Raw genomic sequence first — 22,303 nt, 5'->3', positions numbered from 1 at the left:
ATCAATTGGAGGGTCTAGTGTTCATGTCGCGGTACTGGTTAGGCCTGTGCGTTGCCTTTTTGCTGTCAGGGTGCGAAACCACCCACGAACAGATGCTCGACCACGGTTACCCCCCCGCCTACGCCGATGGTTTCCAGGATGGCTGCAGCAGCGGCCGGCAGGCGGCCGGGGTGATGGCCGGGGACTTCCGCAAGGACGTGCCGCGCTACCTGCACAATCGCCAGTACGAAAGCGGTTGGGACGATGGTTTTCGCCAATGCCACGCCCTGCAGAACAGCGAAGAGCAGCGTCAATACCGTGACCGCTACTGGGACCAACGCGACCGTGACTGGGAGCACGAGAAGGACCGCGATGCCGCACGGGCCTATCGCCACGACTAGGTCGCAAACTGACATCCCTTGAAACCGGCGGCCTGCCATCATGGTCTCCTGCACAAGGAGGCCACCATGAGCCGAGCGTTCGTCAACGAAGACCAAGCTGCCGCCCAGGCCGACCAACCGGTTGAGCGACGGGTGAGCGAGCAGCCCAACTACGTCACGGCCAGTGGCCTGGCGCAATTGCAGCAGCGGGTAGCCGAACTCAATACATTGCGCAGCCAGTTGCAGGCCCAGGGCGAGCGTGCCGACAAGCAGCGCCTGGCCGATGCCGAGCGCGACCTGCGCTACTTCAGCGCACGGGTGCAGAGTGCCCAGGTGGTGCCAGCCGCTACTTCGCGGGACAAGGTGCAGATCGGTAGCCGGGTGAGCTTTGTGGATGAGCAGGGCCAGGCGCATGAGGTGCAGCTGGTGGGGGAAGATCAGGCCGATGCGGGCCGCGGGTTGATCAACTGGGGCTCGCCGCTGGGGCGGGCATTGCTGGGCGCGGGGCCTGGGGATGAAGTGGTGTGGCGGCGGCCGGTGGGGGATCAGATGATCGAGGTGGTCGCTATCGAGGGTGAGGCTTGAGGGCCTTGGGGCTGCTCTGCAGCCCATTCGCGGCACAAGGCCGCTCCCACAGGTGCGGTGCTAGCCTTTGAGGCTACACAGTTCGGGTGGGAGCGGCCTTGCGCCGCGAATGGGCCGCAAAGCGGCCCCAGCGATCTTGGATCAGACCACGCCCTGCGCCAGCATGGCATCAGCCACTTTCACAAAGCCGGCGATGTTCGCGCCCTTGACGTAGTTGATCGTGCCATCCGCCTCTTCACCATAGTGAACGCAGGCATGGTGGATCGACTGCATGATGTTGTGCAGCTTGCTGTCCACTTCACCGGCCGTCCACAACAGGCGCATGGCGTTCTGCGACATCTCCAAGCCCGACACGGCCACGCCACCGGCGTTGGATGCCTTGCCCGGCGCGTACAGGATGCCTGCCTCCAGGAAGATATCCACCGCCTCAAGGGTGGTCGGCATGTTGGCGCCTTCGGCGACACAGAAGCAGCCATTGCGCAGCAGGGTGCGGGCGTCTTCGGTGTCCAGCTCGTTTTGCGTGGCGCACGGCAGGGCGATGTCGCACGGCAGGCTCCACGGGGTCTGGCCCTTGCGGAACTCAAGGCCGAACTCGCCCGCCAGCGTGCTGAGGCGGCCACGTTTGACGTTTTTCAGCTCCATCACGGCGTCCCACTGGGCGTCGCTGAGGCCGGCTTCGGCGTACAGGGTGCCTTCGGAATCGGACAGCGAGATAACCTTGCCGCCCAGGTCCATGACCTTGCGCGCAGCATACTGGGCCACGTTGCCGGACCCAGAAATGGCCACGCGACGGCCATCGATGCGCAGGTCACGGCGCTTGAGCATTTCTTCAGCGAAGTAGACGCAGCCGTAGCCGGTGGCTTCCGGGCGAATCAGGCTGCCGCCATAGGTCATGCCCTTGCCGGTCAGCACCGAGGTGAACTGGTTGGCCAGGCGCTTGTACTGGCCGAACATGAAGCCGATTTCGCGCGCGCCCACTCCGATGTCACCGGCCGGTACGTCGAGGTCGGCGCCGATGTGGCGGTACAGCTCGCTCATGAACGCCTGGCAGAAGCGCATCACTTCCGCATCGCTCTTGCCCTTGGGGTCGAAGTCCGAGCCGCCTTTACCGCCACCCATGGGCAGCGAGGTCAGGGAGTTTTTGAACACCTGCTCGAAGGCCAGGAACTTGAGCACGCTCAGGTTCACCGACGGGTGGAAGCGCAGGCCGCCCTTGTACGGGCCGATGGCGCTGCTCATTTGGATGCGGTAGCCGCGGTTGACCTGGACCTTGCCTTGGTCATCGACCCACGAAACACGGAACAGGACCGCGCGCTCAGGCTCGACCATGCGCTCCAGAATACCGGCCTGCAGGTAATGAGGATTGGCTTCGAGGAACGGCCACAGGGTTCGCAAGACTTCTTCCACCGCCTGGTGGAATTCAGGCTGGGCAGGATCGCGTTGCTTAAGGCGCGCGAGGAAATTGTCGACAGATTCGATCATGGTAGACATCTCACCAAGAGGGATTGGACTTATTGGTTTTTTTTCGAATGTACCAAGAAGCAATCGCACGAGAACAGGGCATAATGTCGTTTTTTTGAAATTATTTGGTGCGTTTTATATAAATGTATACAAAACGATGAAAATATTGTTATCAGGATCGGCCTCTTCGCGGGCAAGCCCGCTCCCACAGAGGCCTGTGCAAGGTTGAGATTGCGGGGGATTCAGTGGGAGCGGGCTTGCCCCGCGAAGGGGCCAACGGCGATGCCTGCCAGGCACAAAAATGGGGCCCCGAAGGGCCCCATTCTAGTGCAGCTAAAACCGGCTTACTGGGCCAGCTTCTTGTGCCGTACGCGGTGCGGCTGGGCAGCAGCATCGCCGAGGCGCTTCTTGCGGTCGGCTTCGTACTCGGTGTAGTTGCCTTCGAAGAACATCACGTTCGAGTCGTCTTCGTACGCCAGGATGTGGGTCGCCACGCGGTCCAGGAACCAACGGTCGTGGGAAATCACAATGGCGGCGCCCGGGAAGTCCAGCAGGGCTTCTTCCAGGGAACGCAGGGTTTCGACGTCGAGGTCGTTGGACGGTTCGTCGAGCAGCAGGACGTTACCGCCCTCCTTCAGGGTCAGGGCCAGGTGCAGACGGCCACGCTCACCACCGGACAGGTCCTTGACGAACTTCTGCTGGTCGCCGCCCTTGAAGTTGAAGCGGCCCACGTAGGTGCGCGACGGGATCTCGTAGTTGCCGATGCGGATCTGGTCGGAACCGTCGGAGATCTGCTGGAACACGGTCTTGGAACCGTCCAGGTCTTCGCGGCTTTGGTCGACGCAGGCCAGTTGCACGGTTTCGCCGATTTCGATGCTGCCCGAGTCCGGCTGCTCCTTGCCCATCAGCATGCGGAACAGGGTCGACTTACCGGCGCCGTTACCGCCGATCACGCCGACAATGGCGCCCTTCGGCATGGCGAACGACAGGTTGTCGATCAGCACGCGATCGCCATAGCCTTTGGAAACGTTCTTGAACTCGATGACCTTGTCACCCAGGCGCGGGCCGGCCGGGATGTAGATCTCGTTGGTCTCGCTGCGCTTCTGGAACTCTTGCGACTGCATTTCTTCAAAGCGCTGCAGACGTGCCTTGGATTTGGACTGGCGGGCCTTGGCGCCTTTGCGCACCCACTCCAGTTCCTCTTTCATGGCCTTTTCGTGGGCGCTCTGCTGCTTGGATTCCTGCGCCAGACGGTCCGACTTGGCTTCCAGCCAGCCCGAGTAGTTGCCTTCGTACGGGATGCCGGCGCCGCGGTCCAGTTCGAGGATCCAGCCGGCGACGTTGTCGAGGAAGTAACGGTCGTGGGTAATCGCTACCACGGTGCCCGGGAAGTCGTGCAGGAAGCGCTCCAGCCAGGCCACCGAGTCGGCGTCCAGGTGGTTGGTTGGTTCGTCGAGCAGCAGCATGTCGGGGGCCGACAGCAGCAGGCGGCACAGGGCCACACGGCGCTTTTCACCACCGGACAGGTGTTCGATTTTCGCGTCCCAGGCCGGCAGGCGCAGGGCGTCGGCGGCGACGTCCAGCTGGCGCTCGAGGTTGTGGCCGTCGGCAGCCTGCAGGATCGACTCGAGCTTGGCCTGTTCGGCGGCCAGCTTGTCGAAGTCGGCGTCGGGTTCGGCGTAGGCGGCGTAGACCTCGTCCAGACGAGCCTGGGCGTCCTTGATCACGCTGACCGCTTCCTCGACCACTTCACGAACGGTCTTGGCGGGGTCGAGTTGTGGTTCCTGCGGCAGGTAGCCGACGTTGATGTCGGGCATCGGACGGGCTTCGCCGTCGAATTCCTTGTCGACGCCCGCCATGATGCGCAGCAGGGTCGATTTACCCGCGCCGTTCAGGCCGAGTACGCCAATCTTGGCGCCAGGGAAGAACGACAGGGAGATGTTCTTGAGAATTTCGCGCTTCGGCGGCACGACCTTGCTCAGCCGATGCATGGTGTAGACGTATTGAGCCAAAACCAAGCCCTCTAAATAGGTAAAGACATCGACCAACGCCCCGGCAGTGGGCCAGGGGGATGTGTTTACGGGGTGTCATTGAACAAAGTCGACCATTCTACGCCAACGCGCGGCGTTGCATAGGAGGGTCGGATGGTGGGGTTACGGGGAAGAAATGCTTATGCCTGTGCTGGCCTCTTCGCGGGGCAAGCCCGCTTGTATGGTTAGACTTGAAGGGGTGGTGGGACTAAATGCCCGATTCTGACTGTTCGCAGCAGTACAGACCCTCGCGTAGCATTCGCCCTGATGAAAAATCAGGACGAATATGTCACCAAAGCGAGCAAACCGGCTTGCTGAAAACCATAGAATCTCCCACAGGAACATCACAAACCCCAAAGCTTGCGCAGTACCCGCTGCCCCAGGAACAGCACAAACCCCAAAGCTTGCGCAGTACCCACTCCCCCAGGGACAGCACAAACCCCAAAGCTTGCGCAGTACCCACTCCCCCAGGGACAGTACAAACCCCAAAGCTTGCGCAGTACCCGCTGCCCCAAGAACAGCACAAACCCCAAAGCTTGCGCAGTACCTGTGGGAGCGGGCTTGCCCCGCGAAGAGGCCAGAACTGACCTTGAAAAGCTCAGACGTGACGCTGCTTGACCTTGCCCCGCGGCAACCGGCAACGGTCGCCCTGCTCGGCCAGGCGCGCGGCCCAGGCAGACTTGACGCTGAACCCGCCACTGCGAGCAGGCTGCTCAACGGCCTTGGCCGGCTGGGCAGCAGGCACGCTTACGACCTTGGCCGCAGGCTTGGCCGCGACCGCGGGCACTGCCGGTGCTGCCACGGCTGCCGGTGCTGCTGCCGCCTTGGCGGTCTTGCGCAGTTCGGCCAGCGACGGGGCCTTGCTTTTCGAGGCGGCGGCCGCCTCCGGTTTGACCAGCGAACGCTGGCACGACTTGCAGGATACGTCCGCGGTCACGGCAGTGCTGACAAGGGTCTGACTGCTGCGCCCACAGGCGGAATCGAGGCCATTGGAGGAAAAGTGAGTAACCAAAACCGAACATCTCCGAAGCGTTGTCATTGAAGCGGGCGGCATTCTCGCACAGGTTGCAGGGGCTTGCCGAACCACAGGGCGCCACCACGACCGTCGGCAAGGCGACCATCACCGGACAAGGGGGCTGGCACTTTGCCATAATCCTAGGCATGCTAGCCCGTTTAGGGTGTCCGGCCTTATAGTGCGCCACCGCGGTCTGGCAACCAGACACCGGCACCAACCGTGCATGATCAATCCCTGCCATCGCCAGCCCAATCGCAGGACCAACGCTTGACCAATCTCTCTCAACCGTCGTCGCTGCGTCCCGCACCAATGGCCCCCGTCGCTTCCCTGCGCGGGTCGATCAAGGGTGCGCTGGCCCTGTTGGCCCTGATTCTGCTGGGCCTGTTGCTGTGGCAGCTGTTCGCCCAGTTCCGCCACACCCAAGCCGACCTGCGCAAGCAAAGCCTGGAGGCCACTGCGGAGCTGGCCGACCACCTCAGCCTGAACATGGCGTTGAAGGCCCAGCAGGCCGTGAATGTGGTGCAGCCCTACGTCAATGCGCCGACGCCGGCAGCCCTGCCCAGCCTGCTCGATACCCTGCGCACGCGCCTGCCCGCCCTGCGTGACCTGGCCTGGTTAGACACCAGTGGGCAGGTCCGCGCCGACAGCCTGGCCGGCAGCCCTGACCGCCAATTGATTGGCGAGCTGCTGACGCTGAACCAGGGTCGCCCGTATTTCTTTGCCAACTCGGCGGACAACCGCACCATTTACCTGTTGCTGCGCCAGTCCACCGAGCAGGACCGCGGCTACTGGCTGCTGCGCCTGTCCGACGCGTATTACCGCACCCTCACCGTGCACCTGGACAGCCCAGGCCACCCCTTGTGGCTGCTGGAAAACAGCCGCAACGGCGCGGTGCTGGACCGCCACGCCATCGCGCAGACCAGCCCGGCACCGCTGCAGAGCGTGATGCTGGCGTTCATCGACAACAGCACCTGGCAACTGCGCGGCCTATTTGACGCCCAGCGGGCCCAGCAGAAGCTACTACCGGCACTGATCGGCAAGTGCCTGCTGGTGCTGTTCTGTGCCCTGCTGCCGGTGCTGGCGTTGATCAACATGCGCCGCCGCCAGCGCGCACTGCAGGAAGACCGCCGGCGCTATCAAGAAATTTTCGAAGGCACCGGTGTTGCCTTGTGCGTGCTCGACCTTTCCAGCCTGCCCGGCCAGCTCGACCGCTACCACCTGCGCAACCACGCTGCGCTCAAGCACAGCCTGGCCCTGGACCCTAACCTGCGCCGCTCGCTGTTGCAGGAGCTGAAGATCACCGAGATCAACCAAGTGGCGCGCCAGTTGCTCAACGTCGAATGCCACGAAGGTGCCTGGCAGCGGCTGATCGACGGCAGCGGCGATGGCCGCGACAGCATCGGCATGCAACTGATCGATGCGCTGATCGAACAGCGCTCGCTGCTGGAACTGGAAGTGCGCCTGCCGGCGCCACTGGGCGGCGAACTGCACCTGTGGCTGATGGCCCGCCTGCCGCTGCAACGCCGCGACTACCAGGCGGTGATCCTCAGCATCAGCGACATCACCAGCCGCAAACAAGTGGAGCTGTCCCTGCTCGAACGCGAGAGTTTCTGGTCGGACGTGGTGCGTACCGTGCCCGACCAGCTCTACGTGCAGGACGTGCCGAGCCAGCGCATGATCTTCAGCAACCGCCACCTCGGCCAAACCCTGGGCTACGACCGCACAGAGCTGGCACAGATGGGCGACCGCTTTTGGGAGCTGCTGCTGCACCCCGAAGACGCCACGCACTTCCAGGCCCTGCGCCAGCATCAACGAGCCACCGGCCACAGCCAGCCGCTGCACTGCCAACTGCGCTTCCGTCACCACGACAGTGGCTGGCGCTGCTACGACATTCGCGAACAGGTGCTGACCCGCGACCACGACGGCCAGGTGATACGCATCATCGGCGTGGGCAAGGACGTTACCGTACAGATCGAGGCCAGCCAGTCGCTGCGCGACAGCGAACAGCGCTACCGCATGTTGGCCGAAAGCATCAGCGACGTGATTTTCTCCACCGACAGCCAACTGCAGCTCAACTACGTCAGCCCCTCGGTCAAAGCGGTACTGGGTTATCAGGCTGAATGGATCTTCGACAACGGCTGGCAATCGATCATCGCCAACCCGGCCCAGCTGACCGGCATCTACAGCCTGATGGAGCGCGTCAGCAATGCCATGGGCGACGGCGAGCAACTGGCCCAGTTGCGTGGCCAGTTGCCCACCCAACTGTTCCTGTTCGACTGCCTGCGCGCCGATGGCCGCAAGATCCCGATCGAGCTGCGCCTGGTATTGGTGTGGGACGACCAGGAGCGCTTCGAAGGCGTGCTTGGGGTTGGCCGCGACATCAGCCAGCAACGCCGCGCCGAAAAAGACCTGCGCATGGCCGCCACGGTATTCGAGCACTCCACCTCGGCCATCCTCATCACCGACCCGGCCGGCTACATCGTCCAGGCCAACGAAGCGTTCAGCCGGGTCAGCGGCTATGCCGTCAGCGACGTGCTCGACCAGCTGCCTGGCATGCTCACCGTCGAGCAACAGCAGGAAGGCCACCTGCGCTACGTGGTCAAGCAGTTGCATCAGCGCGGCAGCTGGGAAGGCGAAGTGTGGCTCAAGCGCCGCGACGGCGACCACTACCCGGCCTGGGTCGGCATCACGGCAGTGCTGGACGACGAAGGGGACCTGGCCAGCTACGTGTGCTTCTTCACCGATATCAGCGAGCGCAAGGCCAGCGAACAGCGCATCCACCGCCTGGCCTACTACGACGCCCTCACCCACCTGCCCAACCGCACGCTGTTCCAGGACCGCCTGCACACGGCCCTGCAACAGGCCGAACGGCAAAAGGCGTGGGTGGTGTTGATGTTCCTCGACCTGGACCGTTTCAAGCCGATCAACGACTCCCTCGGCCATGCCGCAGGCGATCGCATGCTCAAAGACATGGCCCTGCGCCTGCTGGCCTGCGTGGATGACGACGACACCGTGGCACGCATGGGCGGCGACGAGTTCACCTTGCTGCTGCAACCGCGTGCGACCCGCGAGATGGCGCTGAACCGCGCCATCCACGTGGCCGAGAACATCCTCGCCAGCCTGGTACGGCCCTTCGTGCTGGAGAACCGCGAGTTTTTCGTCACGGCCAGTATCGGCATCGCCCTCAGCCCGCAGGATGGCAGCGAACTGAGCCAGTTGATGAAAAACGCCGACACCGCGATGTACCACGCCAAAGAACGCGGCAAGAACAACTTCCAGTTCTATCAGGCCGAGATGAACGCCAGTGCCCTGGAACGCCTGGAGCTGGAAAGCGACCTGCGCCATGCCATGGAGCAGAACGAGTTCATCCTCTACTACCAGCCGCAGTTCAGTGGCGATGGCAAACGCCTGACCGGCGCCGAAGCCTTGCTGCGCTGGCGCCACCCCACCCGCGGCCTGGTGCCGCCGGGCGACTTCATCCCGGTGATCGAAGAGCTGGGCCTGGTGGTGGATGTCGGCGACTGGGTACTGCGTGAGGCCAGCCGCCAACTCAAGGCCTGGCACAAAGCCAAAGTGCGGGTGCCGAAGGTGTCGGTGAACATCTCGGCGCGGCAGTTCTCCGACGGCCAGCTGGGCACGCGCATCGCCACCATCCTGGAAGACATCGGGCTGCCGCCGGCGTGCCTGGAACTGGAGCTGACCGAAAGCATCCTGATGCGCGAGGTGAATGAGGCCTTGCAGATTCTCGCCAGCCTGAAGAATCTTGGCCTGAGCATTGCGGTGGACGACTTTGGCACCGGGTACTCGTCGCTCAACTACCTCAAGCAGTTCCCCATCGACGTGCTGAAGATCGACCGCACCTTCGTCGACGGCTTGCCCGAGGGCGAGCAGGACGCGCAGATTGCCCGGGCGATCATTGCCATGGCCCACAGCCTGAACCTGGCGGTAATCGCCGAGGGCGTGGAAACCCATGAGCAGTTGGAGTTCTTGCGTGAGCATGGTTGCGACGAGGTGCAGGGCTACCTGTTCGGGCGGCCGATGCCGGCGCATCAGTTCGAGGCGCAGTTCGCCAACGAAACCCTGTTCATGTTCCAGTAGGATTCCACTGCCGTCTTTTTTGTAGGAGCAGCCTTGTGCTGCGAAGAGGCCGGCGACCGCGCCCTGAATCTTTACTGCTGTCACCGGCCTCTTCGCAGCACAAGGCTGCTCCTACAGGCACAGCGCCAACGCTGTAATTGGCGCCGCAAAAAACGGACCTTGAAGTCAACTCCAGCCCAGACAGGGCGCGGGATGCAACATGAAGGCCTTTGGTCCGCGACTTGATGTCACTTCATATGCCAGGCCCGAAGCAATCGGTTAGAATGCCCCCCCAATTCAGCCCGATCCTTGAGGACCGCCATGTTCAGCCGTGATTTGACCATTGCCAAGTACGACGCCGAGCTCTTCGAAGCCATGCAGCAAGAAGCTCTGCGCCAGGAAGAGCATATCGAGCTGATCGCTTCGGAAAACTACACCAGCCCGGCTGTCATGGAAGCCCAGGGTTCGGTTCTGACCAACAAGTACGCTGAAGGCTACCCAGGCAAGCGTTACTACGGTGGTTGCGAATACGTCGACGTGGTCGAGCAACTGGCCATCGACCGCGCCAAAGAGCTGTTCGGCGCCGACTACGCCAACGTCCAGCCGCACGCTGGCTCCCAGGCCAACGCCGCCGTTTACCTGGCCCTGCTGTCGGCCGGTGACACCATCCTGGGCATGAGCCTGGCCCACGGTGGTCACCTGACCCACGGCGCCAGCGTCAGCTCTTCGGGCAAGCTGTACAACGCCATCCAGTACGGCATCGACGGCAACGGCCTGATCGACTACGACGAAGTCGAGCGCCTGGCTGTAGAGCACAAGCCGAAGATGATCGTTGCCGGCTTCTCGGCCTACTCGCAGGTGCTGGACTTCCCACGCTTCCGCGCCATCGCCGACAAGGTCGGTGCCTACCTGTTCGTCGACATGGCCCACGTTGCTGGCCTGGTTGCCGCTGGCGTGTACCCGAACCCTGTGCCGTTCGCCGACGTGGTCACCACCACTACCCACAAGACCCTGCGCGGTCCACGTGGCGGCCTGATCCTGGCCCGTGCCAACGCCGACATCGAGAAGAAGCTGAACTCCGCTGTCTTCCCAGGCGCCCAAGGCGGCCCGCTGGAGCACGTCATCGCGGCCAAGGCGATCTGCTTCAAAGAAGCCCTGCAGCCTGAGTTCAAGGCTTACCAGCAGCAAGTGGTGAAAAACGCCCAGGCCATGGCCAGCGTGTTCATCGAGCGTGGTTTCGACGTCGTTTCTGGCGGCACCCAAAACCACCTGTTCCTGCTGTCGCTGATCAAGCAGGAAATCTCCGGTAAGGACGCTGACGCCGCACTGGGCAAAGCCTTCATCACCGTCAACAAGAACTCGGTACCGAACGACCCACGTTCCCCGTTCGTCACCTCGGGCCTGCGTTTCGGCACCCCAGCCGTGACCACCCGTGGCTTCAAAGAAGCAGAGTGCAAGGAACTGGCCGGCTGGATCTGCGACATCCTGGCTGACCTGAACAACGAAGCGGTGATCGATGCCGTGCGTGAGAAGGTCAAGGCCATCTGCAAGAAGCTGCCGGTTTACGGCAACTGATTGGCGCCAGCCTGATGTGAAAAAGCCCGGCCTTGCGCCGGGCTTTTTTGTGCCCGCTTTGCGGAACCTGTTCCAAATGGCACCCCTGCGCAAGACACCCTAGCCTGCAGCCTCCCCCACGCCGAGCCGGAGGCACCCCATGGCAGATAACAAAACACGCTCCTTTACAGCTACCCTGCAGATCGCCGAATCACCGGTGAACAGCCTGGACTGCCTGTGCACAGGGCACGTGAGCCTGGTCACACCCACTGAAGTACCGGGTTACGCCATTGAAGGCGCCCACGCGCTCGGCATGCTCAACGGCACGGACGATGATTGGCAGCACGGACAGGGCTTTGGGTTGATCCCGTTCGACAAAGGCGACGATCAGTGCGCGATGCTGCTGTATTTTCGCTATAGCGACGCAGGTTATCGACTGTATGTGCGCAGCGGGCCTTATTTCGGTAAAGGCATATTCACCACCGCCGAAGGCCTGGTGGCCGCTCAGGCCATCGAGGCGCAAGATCCTAGCCTGTGGACCTTGGTCGATGCGCAAACCGGCGCCCCGTTCGACCTGGCACAACTTGAAGATGACCGGCGAGAAATCCAGATGATCGCCAGCAACGGCCACCCCATGGAAATTCACAACCTCTACCCGGTGGGCGGCTTTCTGGCGTGCTACGCCGCTGCCCAGCAATGCACCCTGAGCCTGTTGATTGCACAACGCGGGGTGGATTGGCTGAACACCTGATGTCGCCTGCATGGGCCTTCACGTATTACCCTGTGCCGCTTCAAAACCCGCGCGCGCACAGGACCCTGCCTTGACCAGAGAGCAACTCGAAACTCATCAAATTCCGGTCTACTTCGCGGCAGTGCTCGCAGCCCTTGCCTTCGGCCTGCTGGCCACCGACACCGCACACCATCTGCAAGCCCTGATCACCCCCGCCATTGCCGTGCTGATGTACGCGATGTTCCTGCAGATCCCCTTCCTCGACGTGCGCCAAGGCCTGGGCAACCGTCGCTTCATCAGTGCACTGCTACTGGCCAACTTCGTCATCATCCCACTGCTGGTCTGGGCAATCACCCGCGGCTTGGTCGCGCACCCGGCCATCCTGATCGGCGCCCTGCTAGTGTTGCTAACCCCCTGCATCGACTACGTGGTGGTGTTCACCCACATCGGCAAAGGCGACTCACGCCAGACCCTCGCCGCCACGCCGCTGCTGCTGTTGGTGCAATTGGTCCTGCTGCCGGTGTACCTGGCGTTGATGCTGGGTGACGATAACGCTGTGGCAATTTCCATCGCCCCGTTCGTAGAAGCCTTTGCCCTGTTGATTGTGTTGCCGATGATTCTCGCCGTGCTAACCAGCGCCAGCGCCCGCCGCTCCCGCATGGCATCGAAGTGGAACGACGCCTGGGCGTGGATGCCGGTACCGGCGATGGCATGGGTGCTGGTGGTGGTAATCGGATCGCAGATTGCCGCCGTGCTGCGCGATTTCGAGCGCTTGCTGCCCGTGATCCCGGTGTACCTCGGCTTCATGCTGCTGGCACCGGTGATCGGCTTTGCCACCGCGCGGCTGATGCGTTTGCCGGTGGCCGAGGTGAGGTCGGTGACGTTCAGCGCTTCGACGCGCAACTCGCTAGTGGTGTTGCCGTTGGCATTGGCGTTGCCGGAAGACCTGCGCAGGTTGGCGGCGGCAGCGGTGATTACCCAAACGCTGGTGGAGTTGGTGAGCGAGTTAATTTATGTGCGCGTCGTGCCCGCATGGGTGCGAGACAAATAAAGCTATGAGGGTTCAGCAAGCGCTGAACCTTTTGCTTGCACCTGGCCGAACGTATGCTGATAGAATGCGATGAATTCTCATTAACATCTATCGTATCCCGTGCAATCCACCTCATCGGCAAATCATCACCCGCATCAGGCCATCGATCAGCTCTACAGCCACCACCACGGCTGGCTGCAGAACTGGCTGCGCAAGCGCTTGGGCAGTGCCGCCGATGCTGCGGACCTGGCCCAGGACACCTTCGTGCGGCTGCTCAGCAGTGCAACCGGCGAGGCGCTGAACTACACGGCCCCGCGCGCCTATCTGGCCACAATCGCCAATCGCCTGGCCCTCAACTTCTATCGCCGCCGCTCGCTGGAGCAAGCCTACTTGGCCGCGCTGGCGGAAACGCCAGAAGCACTGGCACCGTCGCTGGAACATCAGGCGCTGGTGCTCGAAGCCCTCGACGAGATCGACCAGGTACTCGCCCTCCTGCCCGCCCCAAGCCGACAGGCGTTCCTGATGGCGCAGCTGGAAGGCTATACCCAAGAAGAGATCGCCAGCCGGCTCAAGCTCAGCGTCCGTACCGTGCAACGCCACCTGGCGCGGGCGTTTGAAGAATGCATCGTGCTCGCCAGTACGCACGATGAGTAATACCCCCATCGACCGGCGCATTGCCCGCGAAGCCGCCAGCTGGTTCGTGCGTTTGCAGAACAGCAGCGCCGGCGCCGCCGAACATGCCGCAGGCGCCGAATGGCGGGCGCGGCACGCTGACCACGAACGCGCTTGGCAACTGGCCGAGCGCTTCAGCAGCCGTGCCCAGCAACTTAGCGGGGAACCCACCCGCACGGCGCTGGAGCGCCCGCGCAGCCTGGAACGCAGGCAGGCACTCAAGAGCCTCGCATTGCTGATTGCCGCCGCCCCGCTTGGCCTCTCAGCCTACCGGGGGCTGCCGTGGCGCGAGTGGCAGGCGGACGTGCGCACGGCCACCGGGGAGCAGCGCAGCGTGCCCTTGCCGGATGGCGGGCAGCTACGCCTGAACACCGGCAGCGCCGTCGATATCGCCTACGACGACAGCGTTCGCCGCGTGCGCCTGATCGCAGGCGAGATGCTGGTCGAGCTGCCCCGTGAGCCTGCCAGGCGCCCGTTTATCGTCGATACCGCCGAAGCGCACATCAGCCCGCTCGGCAGCCGCTTGCTGGTGCGTCAGTACCCAGGCAGCACGTTCCTCGCCGCGCTGGAGGGCGCTGTCGAAGTGCGCCCTCGCCTGGCACGGGGTGACGACGGCCTGGTGCGCCTGGCGGCCGGCCAGCAAACACAGGTCAGCCTCCAGGCTGTGCAGCCCCCCATGCCGCTGGCTGAACAGCGCCTCGATTGGCTCAACCATGTGCTGCGGGTAGAAAAGACGCGCCTGGATGACTTCATCAGCGAGCTGGGGCGCTATCGGCCTGGCTTGCTGCGTTGCGACCCCGCCGTGGCCCGGCTGTTGATCTCCGGCACCTTCCAGCTGCGCGACACCGATCAGATTCTGCGCGCCTTGAGCCAGACGCTGCCGGTGGACATCCACTACCGCACGCCCTACTGGGTCACCGTCACGGCGCGCGCGTATACGTAACAAGAATCATTGTCGTGTTTTGCTCAGGTTGCGTGTCCCTACCGTAAGCACATCACTTTTACAGGACGGGACGAACACATGGCGACGACGCAGGGCATGCAACCATTGGCGCGGGCAGTACACGCTGCTGCATTGGGCCTGATCATCACCGGTGGCGGCCTGACTGCAACCGTGTCGCAAGCCACCGAGCACAGCGCGCAGCAGGGCCGGACCTTTCAGGTGCCCGCCGGCAACCTGAGCAGCGCCCTTTCTAATTTCGCCAGCCAAGCCGGTATCACCCTGCCCATCGAACCAGGTCTGGTCGAAGGTTTGCGCAGCCCAGGCCTGAACGCCGCCACCAGTGTGGAAGGCGGCTTGCAGCAACTGCTGCAAGGCACCGGCCTGCAAGCGTCACCGCAGGGCAATGGCCTTTACCTGCTGACACCACAGGCCACGGGCACTGGCCTGGAACTGGGCGCTACCAGCATTACCGGCCAAGGCTTGGCGGCGACCACTGAAAACAGCGGGTCGTACACCACCGGCACTATGCAGACGGCCACCAAGCTGCCCTTGAGCCTGCGCGAAACCCCGCAGGCCGTCAGCGTGGTCACGCGCAAGCGGATGGACGACAAGGCCATGACCACCATCAGCGATGTGGTCAAAAGTGCGCCGGGGATCTTCCTCAGCAACTCCGGCGGCGCCGGCCGCCCCTCTTTCAGTGCCCGCGGTTTTGACGTCGACAACATCATGTACGACGGCTTCCCCACCAGCTTCCTGACTTACCTGCCCAGCGGCGAAGCCAACCTGGCCATGTACGACCGGGTCGAAATCGTGCGTGGGGCCACCGGGTTGGCCCAGGGCGCTGGCAACCCCGGGGGCGCCATCAACCTGGTGCGCAAGCGCCCGACCCATGAATTCCAGGGCACCCTCACCGGCAGTGCCGGCAGTTGGGACGATTACACCGGCACGCTGGACATCGGCGGCCCACTGAATGAAACCGGCACCCTGCGCGCCCGTACCGTGGTCTCCAAGCAAGACGCCAAAAGCTTCCGCGACTCCGTGGAGAGTGACCATGACCTGTTCTACGGCGTGGTCGACGCCGACCTGAGCGAAAGCACCACCCTCACCCTCGGCGCCTACCGGCAGAAAAACCACACCAACTACATTTGGGGCGGGTTGCCCATGGCCCGTGGCGGCGGCCACCTCGGGCTGCCACGCGACACCTTCCTCGGCCATGACTGGGAATATTCCGACAACCGCACCACCGGCTACTTCGCCACCCTCGAGCAAGGCTTAGCCAACGACTGGACACTGCGCCTGGCGGCCATGCAGACCAAGACCGACACCGACGTGCTGGCCTCCTCGATATGGGAATACGACCGCCACTATCTCTGGACCGAAGCCATGGAGCAGAAGGAAAAAGGCTACGACCTGGCCGTCAGCGGCCCCTTCCAGTTGCTCGGTCAAACCCATGACCTGACCGTTGGTGTCAGCAAGCGCCAGCTGGATTATCGGTCTGGCAAGGCCTGGAGCGATTACATCGACGCCGGCAGCAACCTCTTCGAGTGGAACCCCCGCGGCCATGCCAAGCCGGATTACGTCACGGGCCCCAACGGCCTCCCCGAAACCACCACCCAGGACAGCGTCTACGCCAGCAGCCGCCTGCGTTTGACCGACCCGCTGTCGCTGATTCTGGGTGGCCGTCTCGATTGGTACGAATTCGACGACAGCGAAAGCAGCGAAAACAACTACAAGATCACGCGTAACCTGACCCGCTATGCCGGCCTGGTCTACGACCTGGACACTAACCACTCGGTCTACGTCAGCTACACCGATATCTTCAAGCCGCAGACCAGCAAAGGCCTGGACAGCAAAGTGCTCGACCCTGTGGTGGGCGAAAACTACGAAGTGGGCATCAAGGGCGAATACTTTGGTGGCGCACTGAACGCCAGTCTGGCGGTTTTCCAGATCGACCAAAAGAACCGCGCCCAAGAGCTGCCTGATGTCAAAGGGTGCGGTTCAGGCGCCGCCAGTGCCTGCTACGAGGCCGCCGGCCTGGTGCGCAGCAAAGGCATCGACCTCGAAATCCAAGGCGCCCTGACCGACAACTGGCAACTGGCTGCCGGCTACACCTACACCCAGACCAAATATGTCAGCGACGCCAACAAAGCCCGCGAAGGCGAAGACTTCGACCGCGCCAAACCGCGCCAGCTGTTCAAGCTGTCGACGATCTACACCCTGCCCGGCGAACTGCAGCGCTGGCGCGTGGGTGGTGATATCTACCAACAGAGCCGCATCCGCACTTCGGGGGGCACGGGTGCGACTGCCTGGGAAAACCAGCAAGGCTCGTACACCGTGGTGGGGTTGGTGGCAGGCTACAAAGCCAGCGAACAGCTGGACCTGCAGGTCAACGTCAACAACCTGTTCGACCGCACCTACTACAGCAGCGTGGCCAATGGTGGGTGGAGCCCGTATGACATTTATGGCGACCCACGGAACGTGAAACTGACTGCGCGGTATAGCTTCTAGTCGCTATAAAAAGGGCCCACGCATTGCGGGCCCTTTGGCCGCGCGTGTTGGGTGTGGTTTGAGCGGCGACGCTAAGGCGCCTTCATCGCATCAGTCGTTGCCTTGATAATCTCTTTCGCTGCTTCAACGCTGATCGGCAAGGGAGCCTGTGAATCATCCTGCTCAGGCTTTGGCCGATGATGGAAGTAACGTAGCAACGCAATCAGTAGCAAGGTTGGGACAGTCGATAAAGCCACGATGATGGGAATATCACCCGTCGAATGAGGTTTGACGGAAGTGAAAAAGTACCAAGCGCCTGCGGAAATACGAATATTGCCGAGGAACACGAAACCTAGCAGTGCGAGGTAAAAAATGATGACCAACGCCACGGTGACAGTGGTCAACCGCTTTTCCCATCTGAAACGCCAGGATTCACGCCTCAGATAGTCGCTGACCAAGCCGGTATTTTCCGCTTCTCCAAGAGACAGATCATCACTCGTGTCTGTCATAAGAACCCAATCGCTTTCAGCCTGAACTCCATGGCTGCCGTCGATACGCCGAAGGCTCTCGCCAACCGAGCAAGGTCAGTGACCCTCTGCTCCATAACCATATGTTTGACCAAGGCCGCAGGCATCAACAAAGCCGCAGCGAACCTATTGGCAGCAACTTCTTTGGGGTCTCGTGCTCTTGCACTGAATTGCTCGAAGGTATCCCGCGGAGCATCCAGATCACCATGCACATGGTGGCCAATTTCGTGAGCGATGGTGAAGCGCTGACGTACAGGCGCATCCGTGACGTTGTAGGTAATCAACGGTTTGCCATTCCGATAGGAATAGTGGCCGCTCTCGTTCGGGCGCCAGCACTCCTGATCGAATGGGGTGAGCGGCTTGACCTCAATACCCATGGCCTGAGCGATGGCGAGAGGGTTTACCGGCAGTCGACCATCCCAATGCGCTTGCAGGACGTCGTTTGCAGTGCGGTACTCCATTCGGCCTCCTGAATCTGGGTGGGTGTTTATCAAAACTGAGGGGCGATTCTGCACAAGTCAAGAGGGGTGGTCAAATTCATGTTGACACACGATGTATCTGTCGTTCTCACGATGAGTGAGGGCCGGCGCTACACTCCCCTCCCGGCCACTCATAACCCACTGATTACAACGCATTCATCTCAGCAATATCCCGCGCCACCTGATCCGCAGAGTGGTCAAACATCGCCTGCTCCTGCCCATCCAGCGGCAACTCGATCACCCGCACAATCCCCTCCTCCGCCAGCACACACGGCACCCCCATGGCGATGTCGGTTCGCCCATACTCGCCCTCCAGCACCACCACCGCCGGCAAAATGCGATTTCGCCCATTGGCGATGGCATCCACCATCTGCGCAATCGCTACACCCGGCGCATCACAGGCACTGCCCATTTTCTTCAACCCCAAAATCTCACCGCCCCCCTTGCGCGTGCGTTCCACAATCCGCTCTATCTGCTCGCTGGACAGGAAGTGCGACAACGGCACCGACCCCACCTGGCAGTAGCGCATCAACGGCACCATGCTATCGCCATGCCCGCCCAGCACCAGCGCCGTGATATCCCGAGCAGAAAACCCCGTCTCCTCGGCAATGAAGCACTTCATGCGCGCGGTATCCAGCACCCCCGCCTGCCCGAACACCTTGTTACGGCCCTGCCCGCTGAGCGACCAGGCACGATAAGTCAGCACGTCGACAGGGTTCGAAACCACCAGCACCGTCGCCGCTGGCGCATGGCGTTTGATATCCCGCATGACGCCATCGAGAATCGGCAGGTTGATACTCAGCACATCCTGCCGCGACTGCCCCGGCTTGCGCGGCACGCCTGCGGTGATTACCACCAGCTCAGACCCCTCCAGCATGTCGGCCTTGGCCCCGCCGTAAACCCGCGTATCGGACCCAGCCTCGACCGCCGCCTGCCACACATCCAGCGCCTTGCCCTGCGCCAACTCACCCTGCACATCGATCAACGCCAGCTCACGGCAGAACTCATCCCGGGCGATGATCTGAGCCGCCGCCTCGCCCACCATCCCGGCACCCACGATTGATAGTTTGTTCACCTGACACCTCCCAGCGGCGCGTGCCACCAGGAACACGCCTGCGTATAGAGAGAAGTATTGCCTGCTAATGCCCAAAGGCCACCCTGAGGTGGCCAGTGGTCGTTTAAAAGGGGGGATGGTTGGCTTTCAGGCACTACGCCGGTTAATCGGCCGGGCACTGCTCGCGCGGTGACATCACCTTCCCGCACTGCTCACTGGCCAGGCGGCTGATGATCTGGATCGCTTGGTGGATGCCCGCCGTGTTGCGGAAGCTCAGGCGCGGGTTGTGTTCGCATTCCAGCATTTCGTCGTGCTGGACCAAGGCTTCGCCGAGCAGTTCTAGGGTCCAGGCGTAGCTTTGAATGGTGGAGAGGCGTTCGTGGTCAGTCATGGGGGGCCTCCTGGGGTTTGGAGGTGGGGTGGGATTGGGTGTTGAGGGGGTAGAAACGGTGGGGGGTGGCGGCCAGCGAGGGGTGGCGGCGGAGAGCGGATGCGAGGATCCTTAAGGGACTTCTGGTGGTCATGCATGAGTTCCTTTCGTTATGGAACTGCCACCGCTCGCGGCCAAGCAAGTTGGGGTGGCAGCAGTACGCGGGTTGGCCGACCGGGACGAAAGGAGCCCGGCACACCCGAAGGTGTCCCGCGCACCACCGCCATAACGCGACATCGCGGGCACAAAAAAAGCGCCTGCGATGAAGACTGGGCGCTGATGCGCCTTTCGATTCCGACCGGCCAAGGTCGCGTCGTCGATGCTTCGACGACTGGGGCAATTTATCCCTGTGAGGGGGCTATTGCAAGGTTCGAGGCTGTGGGAATGTACGCCCTGTGCTGTAGGCATCACAGCGGTCACCAACTTCCTCTCGACGCTACACCTAGCGGTTTCGAAGATTTTCATTTTCCTGCTTGCACAACAGCAAATTGCATGTTCTTGTTGTCCCATGTCCCAGGACGCGGGACAACAAGAACAGGTTATGGCATGAAAGGTCAAGACATCGGTTTACTACTCAAGCTGGTTTGCCTGCAACGGCATGAATCGAGCGACAGGGCTATGGCGGCCTGGCCGCACGACTGGAAAGACTGGGAGGACCTGGATGATGACCAGTTGCCTGCATACCCGGGCCAGCTACATGTTGAGATGCGTGCGTCCGCCTACACCGCCCGTGCATTGGAGCTTCAAACTGGCATTAGCAAGACACAGATAAACCTCTCTCTGAAGCATTGCATTGAGATCGGCCTGGCCAGAACCGACCGCAAGCTGGGCGTTCCTAGAGCGAACACCAAGGCGCTGTATGAGTTCATCGTCTACGGCCTGAAGTACGTGCTTCCAGCCCGTGCCGGCGAGCTGACACGTGGTATTACAACCGGCTTCGCAGCACCAGTACTGCACAAGACCTTGATCAGCGCCGGTGAACACGTGCCAGTGTGGCCATACGCCCGCGGCAATACCCTCGGTATGAAGGTCGAGCCGCTGTTCAAGACTGCGGCCGACGCAGCTCGAAAAGACCCGGAAATGTACGCCTTGTTGGCGCTGGTCGATGCCATACGGCTGGGACAGCCCCGCGAACGAAACCTTGCAGCTGAACTGCTGCAGGATCGATTGGAGTCGCTATGAGCGTGGCGCACCCAGCTTCCAGTACGTCCCATCGCTTTTCAGCGAAGCAAGCTACGAATCACAATAAAAAGCACTACAAAGCCCACAACCCCTGAGGTCACCAACCAGCCCGTCGAGGCCATCGCGTGGAAAAACCCAGGGAAGAGTGGCGTCTTACCAAGCTTCACGAGCACAAGGCAAAGCCATGGCATGAGGATGACGTAAAACAGGGGAACGTAAACGATTGTCTGAAGGACCAGTGTCAGTCCGCCAGCCCAGTCATTCCAGTCGTGTGGTTTGGCCATGGTGTTTTCCTTTTCTTGAATGAGATGAGTGAATCATCCGCTTCCTATTGCATCAACCCCAGTACTTACGTTTTAGGTACTGTGACAGAACGAGCCAAGCAGAAACAGCAAAGCCCGCGATAGGCGGGCTTTGGTGAGGGTGTTTCGCAACAGTCATGGACTGCTACCAAATGCTTTACTGATGCGGAGACAGCAATCGTATCAACACGGAACGCCTTGAATTTAATCGTTATTAATTTTCATGGTGGATTCTTTATCTCTAATATTATCCTCAGGCCATTTTTCAAGATGTGGATCGTTGTGAAAAAAGCTCAATTAAAATTATGGAGCGCCGACTCAGGGCCTCGCAACACGTATCCCTGGCCTAACCAAAGGCGCTTCTCGCGGATAAGGGTGAACTCTCATAGTCGCGAAACGACCAGAAGAACTGGCCAAACTCCCAGTTGGCTTCCTCTGTTGGCTAGTGCGGGGCTACGGAACTTACAGTTGCCAATTTCCAGCAACTGGTCGCTGCTCTCGGCTTTGCTGCAGGTCGTAGTGAGAAAACTCAAGCATCTGAAAATTCTCTTAAGACGAAAAAACATTATCTAGAAAAATTCGGCCTTCCCCCCCGTAAACGTTGGTCAAAACCGAATCAACAGATAACTACTATCTAGAAAGCCGTGCGACGCTAAGTGAAAAAACGCGCCCCATTAAGGCCAAAACACGCAGATCAGCAGAGTAATAAGCAGGCACAAAAAAACCCGCACAAGGCGGGTTTCTTAGTGCGGCCAACAAGCGAAAAATCGCCACGGGCCAATCTGAATGTGGTGCCGGAGACAGGAATCGAACCTGCGACCTTCGCGTTACGAGTGCGCTGCTCTACCGACTGAGCTACACCGGCGTGTAGCGCAACGTACCACTGCCGCAGCCGTTACGCAAACCCCTGTTTCCCTTCGTTTATTGCCCTACCCTCACGCCCCTTTGCAACCCTTCGGCGCCAGGTCTGCCTCGATGTTGGTGGTGCAGGTCCATCCGGTCGCGGAGCGGGTCAGGGTGATGGCCTTGCCAACCACGGTGGCCGGGGCATCGACCAGGGTGCATTCGATCTTGCCAGTGCCGTCAACAGCCTTGCCTTCAGCCGTAATCGCGCAATGCGCCGTCGCTGGCTGGCCGCCTAGCGACCCGACATCCAGCACGTCCTTGCCTTCGTTCAAGCGCAGGTCCATGGGGGGCTTGAGTGAGGTGATCTCCAACAGCCCGGCCGCCGCCTTGGCGCGGGACTGGTGGTTGGTGTACATCGGTATGGCGATGGTCGCCAGAATGCCGATGATCGCGACGACGATCATCAGTTCGATCAGGGTGATACCGCGTTGCCCTTTCATGAACGTTTTCCTTGTTTATACGCATACACATTTGGGGTCA

At 61.5% G+C, this 22,303-nt stretch carries 19 protein-coding genes and 1 tRNA gene; 10 read left to right on the top strand and 10 right to left on the bottom strand.

Translation table 11 applies throughout. The features are described from left to right. Positions 1-23: 23 nt before the first annotated feature. Positions 24-380: a hypothetical protein gene (locus tag ACMCNM_RS03750; RefSeq protein ID WP_099430863.1), complete on the top strand. Its 357-nt coding sequence runs from the start codon at positions 24-26 to the stop codon at positions 378-380. 66 nt (positions 381-446) lie between these two features. Continuing rightward, on the top strand, positions 447-944 hold the full coding sequence (locus ACMCNM_RS03745) for a GreA/GreB family elongation factor (protein ID WP_412763966.1): 498 nt from the start codon (positions 447-449) through the stop codon (positions 942-944). 141 nt (positions 945-1,085) lie between these two features. Here the strand turns inward: ACMCNM_RS03745 and gdhA are convergent, their stop codons facing one another. The 3 genes from gdhA to ACMCNM_RS03730 all read right to left on the bottom strand — a co-directional run bounded on the left by gdhA (position 1,086) and on the right by ACMCNM_RS03730 (position 5,447). Next, positions 1,086-2,426 carry an NADP-specific glutamate dehydrogenase gene (gene gdhA / locus ACMCNM_RS03740; RefSeq protein WP_099428289.1) on the bottom strand — a complete coding sequence of 447 codons (1,341 nt, stop codon included), beginning with the start codon at positions 2,424-2,426 and terminating at the stop codon, positions 1,086-1,088. A 323-nt stretch (positions 2,427-2,749) separates the two neighbouring features. Next, a complete protein-coding gene (gene ettA, locus ACMCNM_RS03735; protein WP_027594531.1) occupies positions 2,750-4,417 on the bottom strand; it encodes an energy-dependent translational throttle protein EttA in 1,668 nt (555 codons plus the stop codon). Between the two features lie 616 nt (positions 4,418-5,033). Next, a complete protein-coding gene (locus ACMCNM_RS03730) occupies positions 5,034-5,447 on the bottom strand; it encodes a hypothetical protein (protein WP_186703604.1) in 414 nt (137 codons plus the stop codon). 270 nt (positions 5,448-5,717) lie between these two features. Here ACMCNM_RS03730 and ACMCNM_RS03725 point away from each other — a divergent pair, with 270 nt between their 5' ends. The 7 genes from ACMCNM_RS03725 to ACMCNM_RS03695 all read left to right on the top strand — a co-directional run bounded on the left by ACMCNM_RS03725 (position 5,718) and on the right by ACMCNM_RS03695 (position 16,964). Continuing rightward, on the top strand, positions 5,718-9,548 hold the full coding sequence (locus ACMCNM_RS03725) for an EAL domain-containing protein (RefSeq protein ID WP_412763965.1): 3,831 nt from the start codon (positions 5,718-5,720) through the stop codon (positions 9,546-9,548). A gap of 300 nt (positions 9,549-9,848) precedes the next feature. Continuing rightward, complete coding sequence (gene glyA / locus ACMCNM_RS03720) at positions 9,849-11,102, top strand: serine hydroxymethyltransferase (RefSeq protein ID WP_027594534.1); 1,254 nt, start codon at positions 9,849-9,851, stop codon at positions 11,100-11,102. Between the two features lie 139 nt (positions 11,103-11,241). Next, positions 11,242-11,832 (top strand): hypothetical protein, encoded by a 591-nt coding sequence (locus tag ACMCNM_RS03715; RefSeq protein ID WP_412763964.1) that lies wholly within the window; start codon positions 11,242-11,244, stop codon positions 11,830-11,832. A gap of 70 nt (positions 11,833-11,902) precedes the next feature. Next, complete coding sequence (locus ACMCNM_RS03710; protein ID WP_412763963.1) at positions 11,903-12,862, top strand: arsenic resistance protein; 960 nt, start codon at positions 11,903-11,905, stop codon at positions 12,860-12,862. A gap of 99 nt (positions 12,863-12,961) precedes the next feature. Then, entirely contained in the window at positions 12,962-13,495 is a 534-nt protein-coding gene (locus ACMCNM_RS03705; protein WP_412763962.1) for a sigma-70 family RNA polymerase sigma factor, read from the top strand. Further along, positions 13,488-14,456 (top strand): FecR domain-containing protein, encoded by a 969-nt coding sequence (locus tag ACMCNM_RS03700; RefSeq protein WP_412763961.1) that lies wholly within the window; start codon positions 13,488-13,490, stop codon positions 14,454-14,456. The genes ACMCNM_RS03705 and ACMCNM_RS03700 overlap by 8 nt, the downstream gene beginning before the upstream one ends. 78 nt (positions 14,457-14,534) lie before the next feature. Continuing rightward, the gene (locus tag ACMCNM_RS03695) at positions 14,535-16,964 is read left to right on the top strand and encodes a TonB-dependent siderophore receptor (protein ID WP_412763960.1); all 2,430 of its coding nucleotides are present in this window, start codon (positions 14,535-14,537) and stop codon (positions 16,962-16,964) included. A gap of 71 nt (positions 16,965-17,035) precedes the next feature. Here ACMCNM_RS03695 and ACMCNM_RS03690 read toward each other — a convergent pair whose 3' ends face one another. The 4 genes from ACMCNM_RS03690 to ACMCNM_RS03675 all read right to left on the bottom strand — a co-directional run bounded on the left by ACMCNM_RS03690 (position 17,036) and on the right by ACMCNM_RS03675 (position 19,394). Beyond that, positions 17,036-17,452 (bottom strand): hypothetical protein, encoded by a 417-nt coding sequence (locus ACMCNM_RS03690; protein ID WP_027594540.1) that lies wholly within the window; start codon positions 17,450-17,452, stop codon positions 17,036-17,038. Beyond that, positions 17,449-17,931, bottom strand: coding sequence for an ImmA/IrrE family metallo-endopeptidase (locus tag ACMCNM_RS03685; protein WP_027594541.1), 483 nt, complete (start codon positions 17,929-17,931; stop codon positions 17,449-17,451). The genes ACMCNM_RS03690 and ACMCNM_RS03685 overlap by 4 nt, the downstream gene beginning before the upstream one ends. Positions 17,932-18,094: 163 nt before the next feature. After that, positions 18,095-19,024: a malate dehydrogenase gene (locus ACMCNM_RS03680; RefSeq protein WP_265968969.1), complete on the bottom strand. Its 930-nt coding sequence runs from the start codon at positions 19,022-19,024 to the stop codon at positions 18,095-18,097. Between the two features lie 142 nt (positions 19,025-19,166). Then, entirely contained in the window at positions 19,167-19,394 is a 228-nt protein-coding gene (locus ACMCNM_RS03675) for a hypothetical protein (RefSeq protein WP_412763959.1), read from the bottom strand. Positions 19,395-19,979: 585 nt separating this feature from the next. Between ACMCNM_RS03675 and ACMCNM_RS03670 the strand changes: the two genes are divergently transcribed. After that, positions 19,980-20,615 carry a hypothetical protein gene (locus ACMCNM_RS03670; RefSeq protein WP_412763958.1) on the top strand — a complete coding sequence of 212 codons (636 nt, stop codon included), beginning with the start codon at positions 19,980-19,982 and terminating at the stop codon, positions 20,613-20,615. A 38-nt stretch (positions 20,616-20,653) separates the two neighbouring features. On the opposite strand, the gene ACMCNM_RS03665 is transcribed toward ACMCNM_RS03670, so the two are convergent. The 3 genes from ACMCNM_RS03665 to ACMCNM_RS03655 form a co-directional block, all read right to left on the bottom strand. Continuing rightward, entirely contained in the window at positions 20,654-20,899 is a 246-nt protein-coding gene (locus ACMCNM_RS03665) for a hypothetical protein (RefSeq protein ID WP_186704161.1), read from the bottom strand. Positions 20,900-21,706: 807 nt separating this feature from the next. Continuing rightward, a tRNA-Thr gene (locus ACMCNM_RS03660) sits at positions 21,707-21,782 on the bottom strand. Between the two features lie 70 nt (positions 21,783-21,852). Next, positions 21,853-22,263 (bottom strand): pilin, encoded by a 411-nt coding sequence (locus tag ACMCNM_RS03655; RefSeq protein ID WP_186683263.1) that lies wholly within the window; start codon positions 22,261-22,263, stop codon positions 21,853-21,855. Between the last annotated feature and the right edge of the window lie 40 nt (positions 22,264-22,303).

The organism is Pseudomonas sp. NGC7 (genome assembly GCF_047159675.1).
GTDB classification, from domain to species: Bacteria; Pseudomonadota; Gammaproteobacteria; order Pseudomonadales; family Pseudomonadaceae; genus Aquipseudomonas; species Aquipseudomonas kermanshahensis.
This window is presented reverse-complemented; position numbering and strand designations above follow the sequence as displayed.